Consider the following 16,768-nt stretch of genomic DNA (forward strand, 5'->3'; position numbering starts at 1 on the left):
CGTGACCTGCGTCACTGTAGAGCCGGGCGTCGGGGCGGGGCGAGTGGCACGACAGCAATGGCCGACCGCGCACTGCTGTGGCCGAGGGTGCACTGCTGTGACAGGAGCCGTAAACGCCGGCGAGCCGGTGCGCTCTGTCGGGTGAGCGGGGACCGGGGGCCGTGACCGCCGACGGGCCGGTGGAGTTGTTGAGGGCATGATCTCAACACGACGCATCGTCGCCGCCGTAGGTCTCGCCATGGGCGTCACGGGTCTGGCCGCGCCGCTGGCGACCGCCGCCCCCGTCGCCCCCGTCGGGACCCAGGACACGGCGAACCCGGTCGCCCTGCTCGACTCGATCTCCCGCACAGGCATCCCGCCGGAGCACCAGGCCAAGATGCCGCGGCCCTCGGCGAGCCTGAAGCAGGCCACCGACACCCTCACGCCCGTCACGGGGCGGCTGATCGACTAGAGGCGACTCCGCACAGCGCGCCCCCGTGCCCCCGGCCCGAGAAGGCCGGGGGCCTTGCCGTTCCGGAGCGTGTGCCGGCCGACCTCCCCGGCACTGCCAACTTCCTTGCGGAGTACGGGTCATCACAGGTGGCTGACGCAGGCTCGTGCCGCCCGTTCGCGGATCCCTCCCCGTAGAGGATCATGGGGAGGGGCCACCACGGCCCGCAGCGGGCGCGCGCGAGGCGCCCGTACCACCGACGGAAGGCAGCAGCCCATGGCGCAGGAAGTACGCGGCGTGATCGCCCCTGGCAAGAACGAGCCGGTACGGGTCGAGACCATCGTCGTACCGGATCCGGGTCCCGGTGAGGCAGTGGTGCAGATCCAGGCCTGCGGGGTGTGCCACACCGACCTGCACTACAAGCAGGGCGGCATCAGCGACGACTTCCCGTTCCTGCTCGGTCACGAGGCGGCCGGGATCGTCGAGTCCGTCGGCGAGGGCGTCACGGACGTCGCCCCCGGCGACTTCGTCATCCTCAACTGGCGCGCGGTGTGCGGCCGGTGCCGCGCCTGTCTGCGGGGCCGCCCCTGGTACTGCTTCGACACGCACAACGCCCGGCAGAAGATGACCCTCGCCGCCACCGGCCAGGAACTCTCCCCGGCCCTCGGCATCGGCGCGTTCGCGGAGAAGACCCTCGTCGCGGCCGGGCAGTGCACCAAGGTCGACGCCTCCGCCGCCCCGGCGGTGGCGGGCCTGCTCGGCTGCGGAGTGATGGCGGGCATCGGCGCCGCCATCAACACCGGGAACGTCGGCCGGGGCGACTCGGTCGCGGTCATCGGCTGCGGCGGCGTCGGTGACGCGGCGATCGCCGGGTCACGGCTCGCGGGCGCCGCGAAGATCATCGCGGTGGACATCGACGAGCGCAAGCTGCGGACCGCACGCGAGATGGGCGCGACCCACACGGTCAACTCCAAGGAGACCGACGCCGTCGAAGCGATCCGCGAGCTGACCGGCGGCTTCGGCGTCGATGTCGTCATCGACGCGGTCGGCCGCCCCGAGACGTACCGGCAGGCCTTCTACGCCCGCGACCTGGCCGGCACCGTCGTCCTGGTCGGCGTGCCCACCCCCGAGATGAAGCTGGAACTGCCGCTCCTCGACGTCTTCGGGCGCGGCGGCGCGCTGAAGTCGTCCTGGTACGGGGACTGCCTGCCCTCCCGCGACTTCCCGATGCTGATCGACCTGCACCTCCAGGGCCGCCTGGACCTGCAGAAGTTCGTGACCGAGACCATCGCCCTGGACGAGGTCGAGAAGGCCTTCGAGCGGATGCACGAAGGCGACGTGCTGCGGTCCGTGGTGGTGCTGTGATGACCGCCCGCATCGACCACCTCGTCACCTCCGGCACCTTCTCCCTCGACGGCGGCACCTGGGAGGTCGACAACAACGTGTGGATCGTCGGCGACGACCACGAGGCCATCGTCATCGACGCCGCCCACGACGCCGACGCGATCGCCGCAGCCGTCGGCGACCGGCGGCTGCGCGCCATCGTGTGCACCCACGCCCACAACGACCACATCGACGCCGCGCCCGCCCTCGCCGAGCGGACCGGCGCGGCGATCTGGCTCCACCAGGACGACCTGCCGCTGTGGCGGATGACCCACCCCGACCGTCTCCCCGACCACTGGCTCTCCGACGGCCAGGTCATCGAGACGGCCGGTACCGATCTGACCGTCCTGCACACCCCGGGCCACGCGCCCGGAGCGGTCTGCCTCTACGACCCGGGCCTCGGCACGGTCTTCACCGGCGACACCCTCTTCCAGGGCGGGCCGGGCGCCACCGGACGCTCGTACTCCCACTTCCCGACGATCATCGAGTCGATCCGCGACCGGCTGCTGAACCTGCCGCCCGAGACGGTGGTCCGCACCGGCCACGGCGACTCGACCACCATCGGCGCCGAGGCACCCCACCTCGACGAGTGGATCGCACGCGGCCACTGAGCCGCCGCGACGCCTGTCCGGCCTCCGCGACGCGGAGCCCCGAGCGCGGAGGCCGGACCCCTGCCGACGGGAACCCGTCCCCTCACCCCATGCCGCTCAGCCACGGCCTGACCTGCTTGCGCGCCTCGTGCAGCCGGGACTTCAGCGTGCCCAGCGGCACGCCCACGCGCTCGGCCGCCTCCGCGTACTCCAACTGGCAGATGTCCCGGTAGACCAGGGGCGCCACCAGATGCGGATGCTCGCGCTCCAACCGCTCCAGCGCCTCCAGCAGATCGACACGCGACCCGGCGATCACACTCGTCGTGCGCGGGTCCACCTGCCGCGCCGGGTCGATGGGCGCGGGCTGCTCGGCGGCGCGCCGCTTCAGCTCGCGGTACTTCTGCCGGGCGCAGTTGGCGACCACCGTGTACAGCCAGGTGCCGAAGCGGCTGCGGCCCTGGAACGTCGTGATCTTCCGGGCCACCTGCAACAGCACGTCCTGCGCCGCCTCCTCGGCGTCCTCCCGGCAGGGCAGGAACCGCCCGCAGCGCCGTACGACCTCCGGCCGGATCTCCCGGAGCAGCGCCTCCAGAGCCGCCGTGTCGCCCGCCGCCGCGCGCCGCGCCAACTCCTCGGTGTCCGCGGCATTCCCCACTGGCCGTTCCCCTCGCTGTCGATCCGGGACAGGCATGATAGTGGCATGCAATCCCTGGAGCGGATCGACCGCTACCGCCTCGAACGACGCCTGGGCGGCGGCGCGTTCGGCGTGGTGTGGCTCGCCCATGACGACGCCCTTCAGGCGCCCGTCGCGGTGAAGGTGCTCGCCGAGAACTGGGCCGACCGGCTCGATGTACGAGAGCGCTTCCTGGCCGAGGCCCGACTGCTGCGCAAGGCCGGTTCGAACCGCGTCGTCCAGGTCTACGACATCGGTGAACTCCCCGACGGCAGGCCCTACTTCGTCATGGAGTACGCGGACGGCGGCACCCTCGCCGACCGGCTCGCAGACGGCCCGCTGCCCGTGGCCGAGGCACTGCGCCTGACCGCCCTCGCTGCCCGTGCCGCGAGCGCCCTGCACGACGCGGGCATCGTGCACCGCGACATCAAGCCGTCCAACGTCCTGCTGTGCACCGCGCCCGACGGATCCCCCCGGCTGCTGCTCGCGGACCTGGGCCTGGCCAAGAGCCTCGCACAGGCGTCCGGACTGACCATGGCCGCGGGCTCCGCCGGGTACGCCCCGCCCGAGCAGACCGCACCCGGCACGGGCATCGACGCGCGCGCCGACGTCTACAGCCTCGGCGCCCTCGGCTACCAACTCGTCACGGGCACGGTCCCCGCACCGCCCGGCAAGGTGGTCCGCCCCGACCGGCTGCGCCCCGATCTGCCGCGCGAGGTCCGCCGCGCGCTGGCGCGGGCCATGGCCTGCGACCGCGAGCGGCGCTGGCCCACCGCGGAAGCGTTCGCCGACGCACTCGACCGGCTCGCGGGGGAGTCCTCCACGCCCCCGGCCGCGAGGCCGCGCCGACGCCGCGGGCCGCTGGTCCTCGCCCTGGCCGTGGCGGTCGTGGCCGCCGCCACCGGGGTCACCACCGCGCTGGTGCTGCGTCAGCGGCCCGCGGGCGAGGTCACCGTCCGGGACGCGACCGGGAGGATCGAGGCCACCGTGCCCGCCGCCTGGGGTCGTCAACTGCGCGACGTCGGCTGGGACCCGAAGACCCTGGGCCTGCCGACGGCCCACACCCCCGCCCTCGCCGTCGCCGACGACCTGACGCACTGGCAGGACCTCGGCTCCCACGTGAACGGCGTGTTCGTCGGCCTGAGCGAGCAGGACGGCCTGAGCGGGCGCGACGGTCCGAGCGGGCACGGCGGTCCGAGCGGGCACGGCGATCTGACGGCCGCGGTCCGCGCGCTCCGCCACACCGGCTGCCACTACCAGGGCAGCAGCGACTACCGCGGCACGGCCTGGCACGGACCCGTGCGCACCTGGAACAACTGTCCGGGGGGTGAGGGCACGCTCGTGGAGGCCGCCCTCGATCCGGCCGACGGCACCGGCGCGCCGCAGGTCTACGTCCAGATACGCCAGGACGGCGGTGGTGCGGCGGTCCGCCATGTGCTGGACTCGGTACGGGTCACCGGCTGACCCGGCCACCGGTCCACACGAACGCGTCCGAACCTTTTCGCCTGACCACGCATCGGACATGGATGACGGGGCACACGGCGCCGTTCGCCGGCGCCGGGCGCGGGCGGTGAGATTCAAGGAGCTGAACATGGTGACCTTCTGGCGCGGTACGGCACACACGGCCCGCTTCCTCACGACCCGACGCACGGCGGCGGCCCTGGGCGCGGTCGCCGCCCTGGGCCTGCTCACCGCCTGCGGCAACGACGACAAGGGCACGAGCGCCGCCCCCGAGACGCTGCCCGGCACGGCCCAGCCCGCCTCGGGCGACACCCGGCCGACCGACGACAGCAGGGCACCGGTCACCTCCGGCGCCCCGAGCGCACCCGCCACCCAGGGCGGCCCCCGTGCCTCGTCCGCCACCACCCCCTCGGGCGACCGCGCCACCGGCACCCGCTGCCACACCTCCGAACTGCGCGCCGCCGTGGGCCCCAACAACCCCGGCGCCGGACAGGAGAACTTCCCTCTCGTCCTGACCAACCGCTCGCAGCGCACCTGCACGATCAACGGCTACCCGGGCGCCGCCTTCGTGGACGCCGCGGGCAAGCAGGTGGGATCGGACCCGAAGCGCGCGTCCAACGGCCCCACGAAGATCACGCTGGCTCCGGGCGCGAGCGCCTGGGCCGGGCTGACGTTCTCCAACCCCGAGGTCAGCGGCGCCCGTACCGCCACACCGGCGGCGATCCTCATCACCCCGCCGGACGAGAAGGCCTCCCTGAAGGTGGCGTGGAAGGGCGGCAAGGTGCCCGTGGCGGGCAACTCCTCCTCGGCGTTCGTCACCGTCTTCAATCCGGGCACCGGCGCCTGAACCGCGTCCCCGCACCCCTCGTTCCCCGCACCCCGCTGCCTCCTCCACGCCGGCGGGGTCCTGCGGCCCTCTGCCCTCGCGCTCGCCCGAGCACTAGCGTCGGAGCCATGGAACACATGAGGCGTTTCGAGGGGTACGGAGTCCTGATCACGGGCGCGGCGCGCGGCATCGGCGCCGCCACCGCCCGGCGGTTCGCGCGGGAGGGCGCCCAGGTGCTCGTCACCGACATCGACGTGACGCACGCCCGCACGACCGCGGACGCGCTACGAGAAGAAGGCGCGCGAGCCGAGGCGTTCGCGTGCGACGTCGCGGACCGGGCCTCCGTCGAGGCGGCCGTCGCCCACGCGGTGGACGCCTTCGGCACGCTGGACGTGCTTGTCAACAACGCGTACGGCTGCACGCCCGACGTCCCGCTCTTCGAGGACGAGCCGGACGAGGTGTGGGCGCGCGACATCGACCTCACCCTGACCGGGGCGTACCGCTGCAGTCGCGCGGCGCTGCCGCATCTGCTCGCCTCCGGGCGCGGCGCCATCGTCAACATCGGTTCCGTGAACGGCATCCAGAGCTTCGGCAACCACGCCTACAGCGCCGCGAAGGCGGGCCTGGAGTCCCTCACCCGTACCCTCGCCGGGCACGCGGCACCGCGCGGAGTCCGGGTCAACCTCGTGGCGCCCGGCACGATCCGTACCACCGCCTGGGAGGGCCGCGACGCGGACCTCGCCGCGGTGAGCGGGCTGTACGCGCTGGGCCGGGTCGGTGAGCCCGAGGACATCGCAGGGGCGGTCGCCTTCCTCGCCTCCCCGGACGCCGCGTGGATCACGGGCACGACACTCCGCGTCGACGGCGGCCTGCTCGCCGTCAACACCGGATTCCGGGACCGCATGGGACGCGCCGACGACGGCCCTCGGACGCCGGAGAACCGTGCACGCACCGGAGGCTGACGCCCCGTAACGCGCGCGGCGGACGATACCCGACCGGCGCGTGTCGGAGGTGGCCTCGCCCGAGGCGCCGTCCCTAGCGTGGAGGGCCGGACAAGGCCCTTACCGTCCGCCACGACGCGCGGGCACCGGCCGCCGCCCGGACCCCGGACCCCGGAACCCGAGACGAGAGGTGGCCGTGTCGATCGTTACCCCCGAGTCAGCCGGGACGGAGCCGGACATCAGCGTGGTCGTCATCGTCTACAACGACGACCGGCGCCTCCCGGTGGCCGTCCGCTCCGTCCTCGACCAGTCGCTGCGCAACGTGGAAGTGATCGTCGTCGACGACTGTTCGACCGACGGCTCCTACGACACCGCGCGGGCGCTGGCCGCCGCCCACCCCCGACGCGTCCGCGCGATCCGGCTGCCCGAGAACAGCGGTGGCTGCGGAGAACCCCGTAACCACGGCATGGCCGCGGCCCGCGGACGCTACGTCATGTTCCTGGACAGCGACGACACCCTGGAACGTCACGCCTGCCGCAACCTGCTGGAAGCGGCCGAGCGCACCGGCGCCGACCTGGTCTCCGGGCGCTGCGTCCGGGTCCACACCGACAGCCGGCACGTCAAGCGGATCCCCTGGTACCCCTGGCTGTACCGGACCACGACCACCGTCGAGTCCGTCGCCGACCTGCCGGACCTCTTCGTCTTCGACACCCTGTCCACCAACAAGTGCTACCGGCGCTCCTTCCTCGTGGACCACGGCCTCACCTTCCCGCGCGGCATCCACTACGAAGACCTGCTGTTCTCCGCCGAGGCGTATCTCGCGGCAGCGCGCATCACCCTGATCCCGCACACCGTCTACTTCTGGAACGTGGCCGAGAAGACCACGGCCAAGTCCATCAGCAACCGGCGCCACGAGATCAACAACTTCACCGACCGGCTGGAGATCCACCGGCGTATCGACGCCGTCCTCGACCGGCGCGGCCTCGGCGAACTCAAGCTGTGCAAGGACATCAAGTTCCTCAAGCACGATCTCGTCCTCTACCTGCGCGACCTGCCCTTCCTCGACAACGACTACCGCCACCGCTTCGCCGCACTGGCCCGCGGCTACGTCCAGGACTTCCCGCAGGAGGCGTACGACAGCCTCGACGCCGTGCACGCCATCTGCGCCTACCTGCTGATGCGCGAGGACTGGGACCATCTGATGCCCGCCATCGACACACTGATCAACCGTAAGAAGATCTCCGCGCCGCTCGCCGAGCGGGACGGCCGGATCTACTGGTGCGACCGACATCTGGACGACCCAGCGGCCCGTGAGGTCATGGACGTCACCCGACTCGGCTACCACGGCAAGCCGCTGGAGAGGATGTTCCTGCGCAATCTGCTCACCCGCTACGCCGTGCGGGGCGGCACCGTGCTCCTGGCGGGCGCCGTGGTCAACCCCCTGCACACCGTCCCCGCGGACGCCGACCTCACCGCCGAGCTGGAGCTGCGGGCCCGCCGCCGCAGCCTGCGGAGCTACCGGTTCCCCGTGCGGACGGTACGTCACGAGGGCGACGCCCTCACCTGGCAGGCGGCCGTACCGCTGGCACGCGCGTTCCGCCCGGTGGGCGTCCTGGACGAGGTATGGGACATCCGGCTGCATCTGACCGCGGACGGTCAGCGGACCACCAGCCGGATCACGGCCGGCAGCGTCGACCTGGAGAACGCCCCCGCCCTGCCGGTGCGCCCCCGGCTGACCCGGCTCGTGGCCGACCGGCTCGCACCCCAGGTCTCCGCCAAGGGCCATCTGGCCTTCCGGCTCACCCAGCACAGCCCCGCCGCACAGCGCGGGCGCGCCCTCGTGGACCGCAATCTGCACGGGCCCGCCGCCAGGGCCGCCAAGCGCACCTACCGCGGACTGCGGGCCGTGCGCCGGGACCTGACCTCCGGGACCCGCAAGGTGCAGGTCTACCACCGCATGCTGCGACTGCTCCCGGTCCGCAAGGGCACCGTCGTCTTCGAGAGCCATCTCGGCAAGCAGTACAGCGACAGCCCCCGCGCCCTCTACGAGGAACTCAGACGCCGTCAGACGCCCGTCACCGCCATCTGGTCCTACGCGGGCGCGAGACCCACGGGCTTCCCGGCGGACGCCGAACTCGTCCGCCGCTGGTCCTGGCGGTACCTCCGGGCGCTGGCCCAGGCCGAGTTCTGGATCGACAACCAGGGCTTCCCCCTCAAGCTGGCCAAACGCCCGGAGACCACCTACCTCCAGACCTGGCACGGCTCGGCGCTGAAGAAGATGGGCTTCGACCAGCCCGCTCACCGCGTGATGTCCGAACATGCCCAACTCGCGTACCAGCAGGCGCTGGACCGCTTCGACCACTTCCTGGTCCGCGGCGAACACGACGTCCGCACCCTCGCCCGCGCCTACCGCATCCCCGAGCACAAGCTCCTGCGCCTCGGCTACCCCCGCAACGACGCCCTGGTACGAGCCGCCCGGAACCCGCGCACCCCCGACCCGGCACTGCGCAGCCTCGCCGAACGCCTCGGCATCCACCCCGACCGCCGCGTCCTGCTGTACGCGCCCACCTTCCGCTCCCGCCCCGACGGCCGCGCCCGCGACTTCGCGTTCCCCTTCGACATCGAAGCCTTCGCCGAGCGCTTCGCGGACCAGTACACCCTCCTCGTCCGCTCCCACTACCTGAACCGCGTCACCCTGCCCCCGTCGGTCACGGGCCGCGTGATCGACGTGACCGGCGAACCGGACATCACCCCGCTCCTGCTGCTCTCCGACGCCCTGATCACCGACTACTCCTCGGTGATGTTCGACTATGCGCTGCTGCGCCGGCCGATGGTGTTCTACGCCCACGACTGGGAGGAGTACTCCCGGGACACCCGCGGCACCTACTTCGACCTCCCGGCCGAGGCCCCGGGTCCCGTCGCGCACACCGAGGACGAACTCTTCGCCGCGCTCGGCGACTTGCGCGCCCTGAGCACCCGCTACGAGGCACGGCTCAAGGAGTTCGTGAACCGATACGGCGAGTACGACCGCGGGGACGCGGCGGCTCGCATCGTGGACCGGTTCTTCGCCCCCACGAGGCAGGCCCCATGACACAGCGTGAGATCTTCTTCGTCGCCAACGAGGTCAACGAGCTGGGCGGCGTGGGCCGTTGGCAGCACCAGATGGCCCGGCTGCTGTCCGAGCGCGGCCACCGGGTCCGGATCATCGGCATCTCCCCGCCCGAGGTACCGATGGACCTCGGCGCACACCCCCCGTACGAGACGCTGACCCTCTACGACCGGCGGCCCCCCGGCCGCCGCAAGCCACGCCTCGGGCTCGGCCGGTTCGATCCGGCCGTCCGGCGGCAGGAGGCGAGCCGGCGCGCCGTCGCCGAGCGCCTGTCCCGCGCGTTCCGCGCCGCACGGCCCGGAGCCGTGATCATCGTGACCCAGGTGTGGGCGATGGAGTGGGTGGCGCTCGCGGACACCGCGGGGCACCTGGTCATCGGCATGAGCCACGAGTCGTTCGGAGCGACCCGCCACTCCTCGCGCTTCGCCCGCGTGCGCAGGTACTACCAGGACGTCGACCGCCTGCTCGTCCTCACCCAGGAAGACGCCGACCGCTGGGCCGTCGAGGGACTCACCCACGTCTCCTTCCTGCCCAACCCGCTGCCCCTGACCCCCGACGCCCCCTCACCGCGCACGGAGAAGGCGGTGGCCAGCATCGGACGACTCGACCACGCCAAGGGCGTCGACCTGCTGCTGGACACCTGGGCCGAGGCCGCGCCGCGGCAACCGGGCTGGCTCCTGCGCATCTATGGCACCGGGGAGCACGAGGCCGCGCTGCGGCGGCAGTGCACGGACCTCGGCCTGGACGACTCGGTGGAGTGGGCGGGCCGGACCGACGACGTCGTCGGCGCGCTCAGACGGTCGTCCGTGTTCGTCCAGTCCTCGCGCGGCGAAGGCTTCCCGCTCGTCCTCCTGGAAGCGATGGCCTGCGGCGTGCCCTGTGTCGCCTTCGACTGCTCGCCCGGGGTACGGGAGATCGTCAGGAACGGCGAGGACGGACTGCTCGCCCGGCACGGCAACGTCTCCGAACTCGCCGACCACCTCGGCCGGTTGATGGCCGACGAGAACCTGCGCGACACGATGGGGGAGCGGGCCCGGCAGAACGTCCGGCGCTTCGCCCCCGAGGTGATCACCCGCCGCTGGGAGGAACTCTTCGCCTTCCTGGAGCGCTGACCGGCGGCACCCGGCCCGCAGGCCTGTCGCACCCGGCCCGCGGGCCGTCACCAGGCGAACTCGGCGCGCGGCCCCGACCATCTCTTCGTAGGGTGGAAGGGAGGTCGACCATGCGCGTGCTGGTGATCGAGGACGAACGCGGGCTCGCCACGGCGATCGCCCGAGGGCTCGCCGAGGAGGGCTTCGTCGTCGATGTCGCCCACGACGGCGTCGACGGACTGTGGCACGCCACGCACGAGCCGCACGACGCGATCGTGCTGGACCTCATGCTGCCGCGGATGTCCGGCTACGAACTCCTCAAACGCCTGCGGGCCGCCGCCGTCTGGACCCCCGTCCTCATCCTCACCGCCAAGGACGGCGAGTACGACGAGGCGGACGCCCTCGACCTCGGCGCCGACGACTACCTGAGCAAGCCGTTCTCCTACGTGGTCCTCGTCGCCCATCTGCGGGCGCTGCTGCGCCGCGGGGCCCCCGCCCGGCCCGCCGTGCTCACCGCAGGCGACCTCGACCTGGACCCGGCGCGCCGCCGCTGCCATCGCGCGGGCCAGGAGATCACCCTGACCGCACGGGAGTTCACCCTCCTGGAGTTCCTCCTGCGCCACCCCGACGAGGTCGTCAGCAAGACCGACATCCTCGAACACGTCTGGGAGGAGGACTTCGACGGCGACACCAACATCGTCGAGGTCTACATCGGCTATCTGCGGCGCAAGATCGACGCCCCGTTCGGCCGCCGGACGATCGAGACCCTCCGCGGCGCCGGGTACCGGCTGCGCGGCACCGGGAGGTGAACCGGTGCGCCTTCCCGTCCCGGCGTGGTGGGCCCGGCGCTCCCTGCGCCTGCGGCTGACCGCGGCGGCGGCCCTGATGATCGCGGCGGCCCTGGTCGGCGCCTCGCTGCTGCTGATCGTCTGGCTGCGCGCCAGCCTCATCGGCGGACTCGACCAGCGGGCGCTCGAACAGGCCCAGGTGATCGCCGCGAACATCGACAGCGGGAACCTCCCGCGCACCCTGCCGCCCTCCGGCAAGGGCGAGACCGCCGTCCAGGTCGTCGACGCCCGGCGCGTCGTCCGCTCCAGCTCGGCCAACCTCAAGGGCAGACCGCCGCTGTTCACCTTCTCCCCGGCCCCGTCCTCCGGTGTCTCCCAGGTCCACAACGTGCACGACCTGCCGCTGACCCGGGACGGCACCTGGCGCGCCGTGGCGGTCACCGCCGGGCCCGACAAGGACCCGCTGACCGTGTACGTCGCCGTGCCCACCGAGTCCGTGTCCCACAACCTCGCCGACCTCGCCGCGGGCCTGGCCATCGTCGTACCGCTGGCCGGTGCCGTGCTCATCGGCGTGGTGTGGCTGCTGACCGGGCGAGCCCTGCGGCCCGTGGACGCCCTGCGCTCCCAGGCCGCCGAGATCACCGTCTCCGACCTCGGCCGCCGCCTGGACGAACCGCCCGCCGACGACGCTCTGGGCCGCCTGGCGCGCACCCTGAACGACCTGCTCGCCCGGCTGGACGCCTCGACGCAACGCCAGCGGGAGTTCGTCGCCGACGCCGCCCATGAGCTGCGCAGCCCCTTGAGCAGCCTGCACACCCAGTTGGAAGTGGCCGTACGGCACCCGGACTCCGCGGACTGGCGCACGCGGGGCCCGGCGCTGGTCGAGGAGAGCGAGCGGCTGTCCCGGCTCGTCGACGACCTCGTACGGCTCGCCCGCCTCGACGCCCGGCCCCGGCTGCGCAAACGCCTCGTGGACCTGGACGAGATCGTCTTCCACGAGGTGCTCCGCGCCCGGCTGAGCACCTCCGTCCTCGTCGACCAGCGTGGCGTCAGCGCCGCCCGCGTGTACGGCGACGGGGAGGCCCTGGCCCGAGTGGTGCGCAATCTGCTGGACAACGCCCTGCGGTACGCCGTCGAGCGGATCGAGGTGAGCCTCGGCGTGTGCGACGGCATCGCGACCCTCGTCGTCGCCGACGACGGCCCCGGCATCCCGGCGGCCGACCGCCGCCGCGTCTTCGACCGCTTCACCCGGCTGGACGGCGCCCGCGCCCGGGACACCGGCGGAAGCGGCCTGGGGTTGGCGATCGCCCACGAGGTCATCGCCGCCCACCACGGGCGCATCCATGTCGAGGACAACGAACCGGGTGCCCGCATCGTGGTCCGCGTCCCGGCGACGGACCAATAGGAGACGGTTCAGTAGGGACGGACCAGTAGGGACGGACCAGTAGGGACGGACCAGTACGAGAGGGAGCGGTATCAGGCCACTGGGCCAATATCAGGCGCCACACCCAGCCGTCCACAGGGGAATGTCACTGTTTCGTAGCAATCAGTTCCGTTCCCCCTCCCCGTGGACCTCGGGGGCGGTCTAATCGGCAGGATCCGCGCCGTGTACGGTAGCCGCCGTACAAAAGATGAAAGGCCTACCCATGGGGGACATACGCAGACGTGGCGTCGTCGCGCTCGGGGTCATCGCCCTGACCGCCCCGCTCACCGTCGCGCTCGGTACCACGCCCGCGCAAGCCGCGAGCAGTTGCACCACGAAGACCGGCCCGTACCAGAAGAAGGTGGAGAAGTTCCTCGGCCGGCCGGTCGACGGCAAGCAGTCCTCGGCCGACTGCAAGGCGATCCAGGCCTTCCAGAACAAGCACCGCATCACCCCGAACATCGGGTACGCCGGTCCCGTCACCTGGGGCGTGATGGACCTGATGAACCGGCAGAAGGCCGTGGGGAAGAACCCGAACAAGGCCGGGAAGTGCCCGACCAACAAGGGCCGTATCGCCTGTGTCGACCTCACGCTCCAGCTCAGTTGGATCCAGGACGGCAAGAAGCTCGTCTACGGTCCCGTGCCCGTCCGCACCGGACGCAAGGGCTACGCGACCCGTACGGGCCTGAAGAAGATCTACTGGCGCCATCGCGACCATGTGTCGAGCCTCTACGACACGCCCATGCCCTACAGCCAGTTCTTCGACGGCGGCCAGGCCTTCCACTCGGTCGGCGTCAGTGTGTGGAACCCGCCGGGGTCGCACGGCTGCGTCAACATGACCACGACGGACGCCAAGAAGTACTGGTCGCTGCTGAAGACCGGCGACGACGTGTTCGTGTACGGCCGCAAGTCCGGTACCTGAGACGGGAACGGTCCGGCCGTCCCTGTCAACGGCCGGACCACAGGCCCAGGTTACGCGGGCGCGTCCCCGAAGTCCGGGATCTCCAGCCGTACTCCGCCCTTCAGGGCCGACGCGTGCGCGATGACCCCCGGCAGGGTGTAACGGGCCGCGACCCAGGCGTTCACGGACGGCAGGGTGCGAGTGGTCACCGCCGTCACGAAGTCGTCCACCAGGAAGTGATGGCTCCCCTCATGCCCGTTGGGCAGGGTGTCGAACTCCCGCGGCAGCCGCGCCCGGTCGTGCACCGGAGCCGAACCCGAGGTGAAGGCGGCCCGCAGCGTCGGCGCGACATGCGCCAGTGACGGCTCGTCAGGAGCCAACGTGGCCTTGGGTTCCAGCAGTTCGGAGATGTCCCGCACGCCGGTCTTGTCCTGCCACAGCGCCACCGTGGCGAGTTGTTCCATGCTCGCCTCCGTGCCGAAGAACCGGAAGCGCGACTCCCGGACGGGCGAGGGGTAGCCGACCCGCCGGAACTCGTTGGTGCGGAACGAGCCGCCGCCCGCCACCTCGAACAGCGCGGTGGCGTTGGAGAAGTCGTTGTCGAACCGGCTGATCTCCTTGTCGAACACACCGTCCCCGCGCTCGTCGCGCACCCCGATCGCGGACACGCTCACCGCGTGCGTCCGCCAGGCGCCGAGCACCCCGCCGACCGCGTGGGTCGGGTAGAGCAGCGGGGGATAGCTGGCGGTGGCCTTCCAGTTCTCGCCGCCGCTGTACTGATACGCCTCGTAGAACCCGAGGTCCATGTCGTGGACGTAGTCGCCCTCGGCGTAGAAGAGGCGGCCGAACGCACCCTGGGCGGCCTGCCTGCGGGCGTGCACCGTCGCCGGGTGGTAGTGGCTGGTCTCGCCCATCATGTATGTCAGCCCGGTCGCCTTGACCCGGTCGATGATCGCCGCGATCTCCTCCGTGCTGATCGCCATGGGAACGGCGGAGTACACGTGCTTGCCCGCGTTCAACCCCTGGACGACGAGGGGGCCGTGCGTCCAGCGTTGCGTGAAGATCGCGACCGCGTCGATCGCCTTCGACTCCAACATGGCCTCGTACGAAGGGAATGTGCCGGTGAGGCCCATAGTGGCGGCGAGGTGTTCGGCCCGTTCGGGGAGCAGATCGGTGATGTGGACGTCGCCGACGCCGGGGTGGGCCAGGAACAACCGGGCGAACTGGCCGGAGAACTGACCGGCGCCGACGATGCCGAGCGAGAACGTCATGAGGCGCGTGCCCTTCGCTGAGGAGAGCCGGATCGGTCCGGCGGACGGAAAGTTGGGGCCGCGCGCGTCGGCGCCGCCGTCGTTGCCTTCGGGCTTCCGTCGTCACCTTTGGGGCTGGGGATCCCGGCGTCAAGACTCCTGCGGTTCACCGTCGAAAGGTGGCGTCCCCCTCACCTTTCGACGGTGAACGCGGTAGCGTGGACGTGTAGTTGAGGCGTGAACGGTTTCGTCGGGTCGAAGTGATCAGCTTCACGGCCCGGAATGCCGGGAGTTGCCTGATTGCTCACGATGTCTTCACACTGGACCCCGTATGCTTCACACCATGTCCACCACTCCTGAACCCACAGCGGCGCGCTCTGCCGACGAGGTCAACGAGGAGATCCGGGCCTTGTGGTTCCGGAGCGGAGGATCGCTGAACGCGGAGCAGCGGCTGGAGTACCAGCGGCTCGTCATGGAGTGGGCCGCCGCGTCCCCGAAGGACACGGAAGCGGCGTGAGCGCCTGCTCGACGCGCGCGCCGAGCAGGGCGAGCGCGACGAGGAGCCCGCTTGTCCAGAGCGGTCCCAAGTGCCCCGTCCGCGTGCCGAGAGTGGTCGCGGCGAGGAAGGGTCCCACGGCGGCGCCGACGTTGAGCGCGGCGGTCGCGTACGAACCGGCCATGGTGGGAGCGCCCGCCGCCTCGTAGAGAACCCGTGTGATCAGCGTGCTGCCGAGCGCGAACGACAGCGCGCCCTGCGTGAACACGAGGACGAGCAGCGCGACCGGCCGGTCCGCCAGGACGGCCAGCGCGGGCCAGCCGATGAGCAGGAGCGGACCTCCGGCCGCGATGACCAGGCCGGGGCGCTGATCGGAGAGCCGTCCGGCGACGGTGACACCGACGAAGGAGCCGGTGCCGAACAGCACCAGCGCGACGGGGACCCACAGCTTCCCCAGCCCCGCGGTGTCGGTCACGACCGGGGCGAGGAAGGTGAAGCTCGCGAAGGTCGCCGCGTTCACCAGCGCGCCGACCAGCATGACCAGGACCAGCCGCGGACTCCTGAGCCGCGCCAACTCCGAGCGCAGGGGCGGCCCGTCGACCGTGCCGCCCGGCAGCGGACGGGCGGGAACTCCCCTGAGGACGCCGAGCGCGGCGGGCAGGCAGAGAGCGGCGACGGCCCAGAACGTGGCCCGCCAGCCGAGCATCGTGCCGAGGACCGCGCCCGCGGGGACCCCGGCGATCGTGGCCACCGTCGTGCCCGACAGCAGCACGGCGAGCGCGCGTCCCTTGCGGTCGGGCGGGACCATCGTGGCCGCGGTCGTCAGGGCCACGGCGAGGAACCCCGCGTTCGCGAGCGCGGCGACCACCCGGGTCGCGAGCAGGACGGAGAAGCTCGTGGTCATGGCCCCCACGGCATGGGTCGCCGCGAACAGGAGGACGAAGCCGAGCAGGGCGGTCCGGCGCGGCCAGGTGCGGGCGAGCCCGGCCATGAGCGGGGCGCCGACGACCATGCCGACCGCGAACGCCGAGGTGAGCAGGCCCGCCGTCCCGACGGCCACGCCGAGACCGGAGGCGATGTCCGGCACGAGACCGGCGAGCATGAATTCGGAGGTCCCCATGGCGAAGACCGCCAGGGCGAGCAGATACAAGGGGAGGGGCATCGAGTGACTCCGAGGCGAGGAGAGGTACGAGGGACTCGTCTCGTCACCGCGGTCAGCACCCAGGAGCGCACACGTCCGGCCGCACGGCGGGCGGGGGACGGCAAGGACTACGGACTCAGGGGTTCAGGGGGCTGACGGCGTGACCGAAAGCCCCCACCCTGTCCGACTCAGGGCTCGACATGACGCGCAGAGTACCCGGCCGAGGCCCACCGAAGCACCTCGGTTTCGCCGCCCGACCCGAACA

Annotated in this window: 15 protein-coding genes; 12 read left to right on the plus strand and 3 right to left on the minus strand. The window is 71.9% G+C overall.

Annotated features, from left to right (window positions below):
• The first annotated feature begins 196 nt into the window (after nt 1–196).
• The 3 genes from NGF19_RS06775 to NGF19_RS06785 all read left to right on the plus strand — a co-directional run bounded on the left by NGF19_RS06775 (nt 197) and on the right by NGF19_RS06785 (nt 2,424).
• Nucleotides 197–451, plus strand: a complete 255-nt coding sequence (locus NGF19_RS06775; protein WP_252422953.1) for a hypothetical protein — start codon at nt 197–199, stop codon at nt 449–451.
• 255 nt (nt 452–706) lie between these two features.
• Nucleotides 707–1,795 carry an S-(hydroxymethyl)mycothiol dehydrogenase gene (locus tag NGF19_RS06780; protein WP_252422960.1) on the plus strand — a complete coding sequence of 363 codons (1,089 nt, stop codon included), beginning with the start codon at nt 707–709 and terminating at the stop codon, nt 1,793–1,795.
• A complete protein-coding gene (locus NGF19_RS06785; RefSeq protein WP_252422962.1) occupies nt 1,795–2,424 on the plus strand; it encodes an MBL fold metallo-hydrolase in 630 nt (209 codons plus the stop codon). Before NGF19_RS06780 ends, NGF19_RS06785 begins: the two co-directional genes overlap by 1 nt.
• An 82-nt stretch (nt 2,425–2,506) precedes the next feature.
• Here the strand turns inward: NGF19_RS06785 and NGF19_RS06790 are convergent, their stop codons facing one another.
• Nucleotides 2,507–3,094 carry an RNA polymerase sigma factor gene (locus NGF19_RS06790; RefSeq protein ID WP_289734449.1) on the minus strand — a complete coding sequence of 196 codons (588 nt, stop codon included), beginning with the start codon at nt 3,092–3,094 and terminating at the stop codon, nt 2,507–2,509.
• A 9-nt stretch (nt 3,095–3,103) separates the two neighbouring features.
• Between NGF19_RS06790 and NGF19_RS06795 the strand changes: the two genes are divergently transcribed.
• The 8 genes from NGF19_RS06795 (at nt 3,104) to NGF19_RS06830 (ending at nt 13,637) form a co-directional block, all read left to right on the plus strand.
• Nucleotides 3,104–4,540 carry a serine/threonine-protein kinase gene (locus tag NGF19_RS06795; RefSeq protein WP_252422966.1) on the plus strand — a complete coding sequence of 479 codons (1,437 nt, stop codon included), beginning with the start codon at nt 3,104–3,106 and terminating at the stop codon, nt 4,538–4,540.
• Nucleotides 4,541–4,667: 127 nt separating this feature from the next.
• Nucleotides 4,668–5,384, plus strand: a complete 717-nt coding sequence (locus NGF19_RS06800; protein WP_252422967.1) for a DUF4232 domain-containing protein — start codon at nt 4,668–4,670, stop codon at nt 5,382–5,384.
• A 107-nt stretch (nt 5,385–5,491) separates the two neighbouring features.
• Complete coding sequence (locus NGF19_RS06805) at nt 5,492–6,325, plus strand: SDR family NAD(P)-dependent oxidoreductase (RefSeq protein ID WP_252422969.1); 834 nt, start codon at nt 5,492–5,494, stop codon at nt 6,323–6,325.
• A gap of 169 nt (nt 6,326–6,494) precedes the next feature.
• Nucleotides 6,495–9,395, plus strand: coding sequence for a bifunctional glycosyltransferase/CDP-glycerol:glycerophosphate glycerophosphotransferase (locus NGF19_RS06810; protein WP_372505597.1), 2,901 nt, complete (start codon nt 6,495–6,497; stop codon nt 9,393–9,395).
• Nucleotides 9,392–10,525 carry a glycosyltransferase family 4 protein gene (locus tag NGF19_RS06815; RefSeq protein WP_252422972.1) on the plus strand — a complete coding sequence of 378 codons (1,134 nt, stop codon included), beginning with the start codon at nt 9,392–9,394 and terminating at the stop codon, nt 10,523–10,525. Before NGF19_RS06810 ends, NGF19_RS06815 begins: the two co-directional genes overlap by 4 nt.
• A 110-nt stretch (nt 10,526–10,635) precedes the next feature.
• On the plus strand, nt 10,636–11,313 hold the full coding sequence (locus NGF19_RS06820) for a response regulator transcription factor (protein WP_252422974.1): 678 nt from the start codon (nt 10,636–10,638) through the stop codon (nt 11,311–11,313).
• 4 nt (nt 11,314–11,317) lie between these two features.
• Entirely contained in the window at nt 11,318–12,697 is a 1,380-nt protein-coding gene (locus NGF19_RS06825) for a sensor histidine kinase (RefSeq protein ID WP_252422976.1), read from the plus strand.
• Between the two features lie 241 nt (nt 12,698–12,938).
• Nucleotides 12,939–13,637 carry a L,D-transpeptidase family protein gene (locus NGF19_RS06830; RefSeq protein ID WP_252422979.1) on the plus strand — a complete coding sequence of 233 codons (699 nt, stop codon included), beginning with the start codon at nt 12,939–12,941 and terminating at the stop codon, nt 13,635–13,637.
• Between the two features lie 50 nt (nt 13,638–13,687).
• Here NGF19_RS06830 and NGF19_RS06835 read toward each other — a convergent pair whose 3' ends face one another.
• The gene (locus NGF19_RS06835) at nt 13,688–14,887 is read right to left on the minus strand and encodes a Gfo/Idh/MocA family protein (protein ID WP_252422980.1); all 1,200 of its coding nucleotides are present in this window, start codon (nt 14,885–14,887) and stop codon (nt 13,688–13,690) included.
• Nucleotides 14,888–15,197: 310 nt separating this feature from the next.
• Here NGF19_RS06835 and NGF19_RS06840 point away from each other — a divergent pair, with 310 nt between their 5' ends.
• Entirely contained in the window at nt 15,198–15,383 is a 186-nt protein-coding gene (locus NGF19_RS06840) for a hypothetical protein (protein WP_252422981.1), read from the plus strand.
• Here the strand turns inward: NGF19_RS06840 and NGF19_RS06845 are convergent.
• Nucleotides 15,337–16,524 (minus strand): Cmx/CmrA family chloramphenicol efflux MFS transporter, encoded by a 1,188-nt coding sequence (locus tag NGF19_RS06845; protein WP_252422983.1) that lies wholly within the window; start codon nt 16,522–16,524, stop codon nt 15,337–15,339. The two genes, NGF19_RS06840 and NGF19_RS06845, sit on opposite strands and share 47 nt — an antisense overlap.
• Nucleotides 16,525–16,768 lie beyond the last annotated feature (244 nt).

This window comes from Streptomyces macrolidinus, from assembly GCF_023887685.1.
Classification (GTDB): Bacteria; Actinomycetota; Actinomycetes; order Streptomycetales; family Streptomycetaceae; genus Streptomyces; species Streptomyces macrolidinus.

Bases quoted from the DNA above. Each gene is read 5' to 3' on its own strand.
- NGF19_RS06840 (WP_252422981.1), top strand. From the start codon at position 15,198: ATGCTTCACACCATGTCCACCACTCCTGAACCCACAGCGGCGCGCTCT.
- NGF19_RS06830 (WP_252422979.1), top strand. From the start codon at position 12,939: ATGGGGGACATACGCAGACGTGGCGTCGTCGCGCTCGGGGTCATCGCC.
- NGF19_RS06835 (WP_252422980.1), bottom strand. From the start codon at position 14,887: ATGACGTTCTCGCTCGGCATCGTCGGCGCCGGTCAGTTCTCCGGCCAG.
- NGF19_RS06820 (WP_252422974.1), top strand. From the start codon at position 10,636: ATGCGCGTGCTGGTGATCGAGGACGAACGCGGGCTCGCCACGGCGATC.
- NGF19_RS06795 (WP_252422966.1), top strand. From the start codon at position 3,104: ATGCAATCCCTGGAGCGGATCGACCGCTACCGCCTCGAACGACGCCTG.
- NGF19_RS06785 (WP_252422962.1), top strand. From the start codon at position 1,795: ATGACCGCCCGCATCGACCACCTCGTCACCTCCGGCACCTTCTCCCTC.
- NGF19_RS06805 (WP_252422969.1), top strand. From the start codon at position 5,492: ATGGAACACATGAGGCGTTTCGAGGGGTACGGAGTCCTGATCACGGGC.
- NGF19_RS06815 (WP_252422972.1), top strand. From the start codon at position 9,392: ATGACACAGCGTGAGATCTTCTTCGTCGCCAACGAGGTCAACGAGCTG.
- NGF19_RS06800 (WP_252422967.1), top strand. From the start codon at position 4,668: ATGGTGACCTTCTGGCGCGGTACGGCACACACGGCCCGCTTCCTCACG.
- NGF19_RS06780 (WP_252422960.1), top strand. From the start codon at position 707: ATGGCGCAGGAAGTACGCGGCGTGATCGCCCCTGGCAAGAACGAGCCG.
- NGF19_RS06775 (WP_252422953.1), top strand. From the start codon at position 197: ATGATCTCAACACGACGCATCGTCGCCGCCGTAGGTCTCGCCATGGGC.
- NGF19_RS06790 (WP_289734449.1), bottom strand. From the start codon at position 3,094: ATGCCTGTCCCGGATCGACAGCGAGGGGAACGGCCAGTGGGGAATGCC.
- NGF19_RS06845 (WP_252422983.1), bottom strand. From the start codon at position 16,524: ATGCCCCTCCCCTTGTATCTGCTCGCCCTGGCGGTCTTCGCCATGGGG.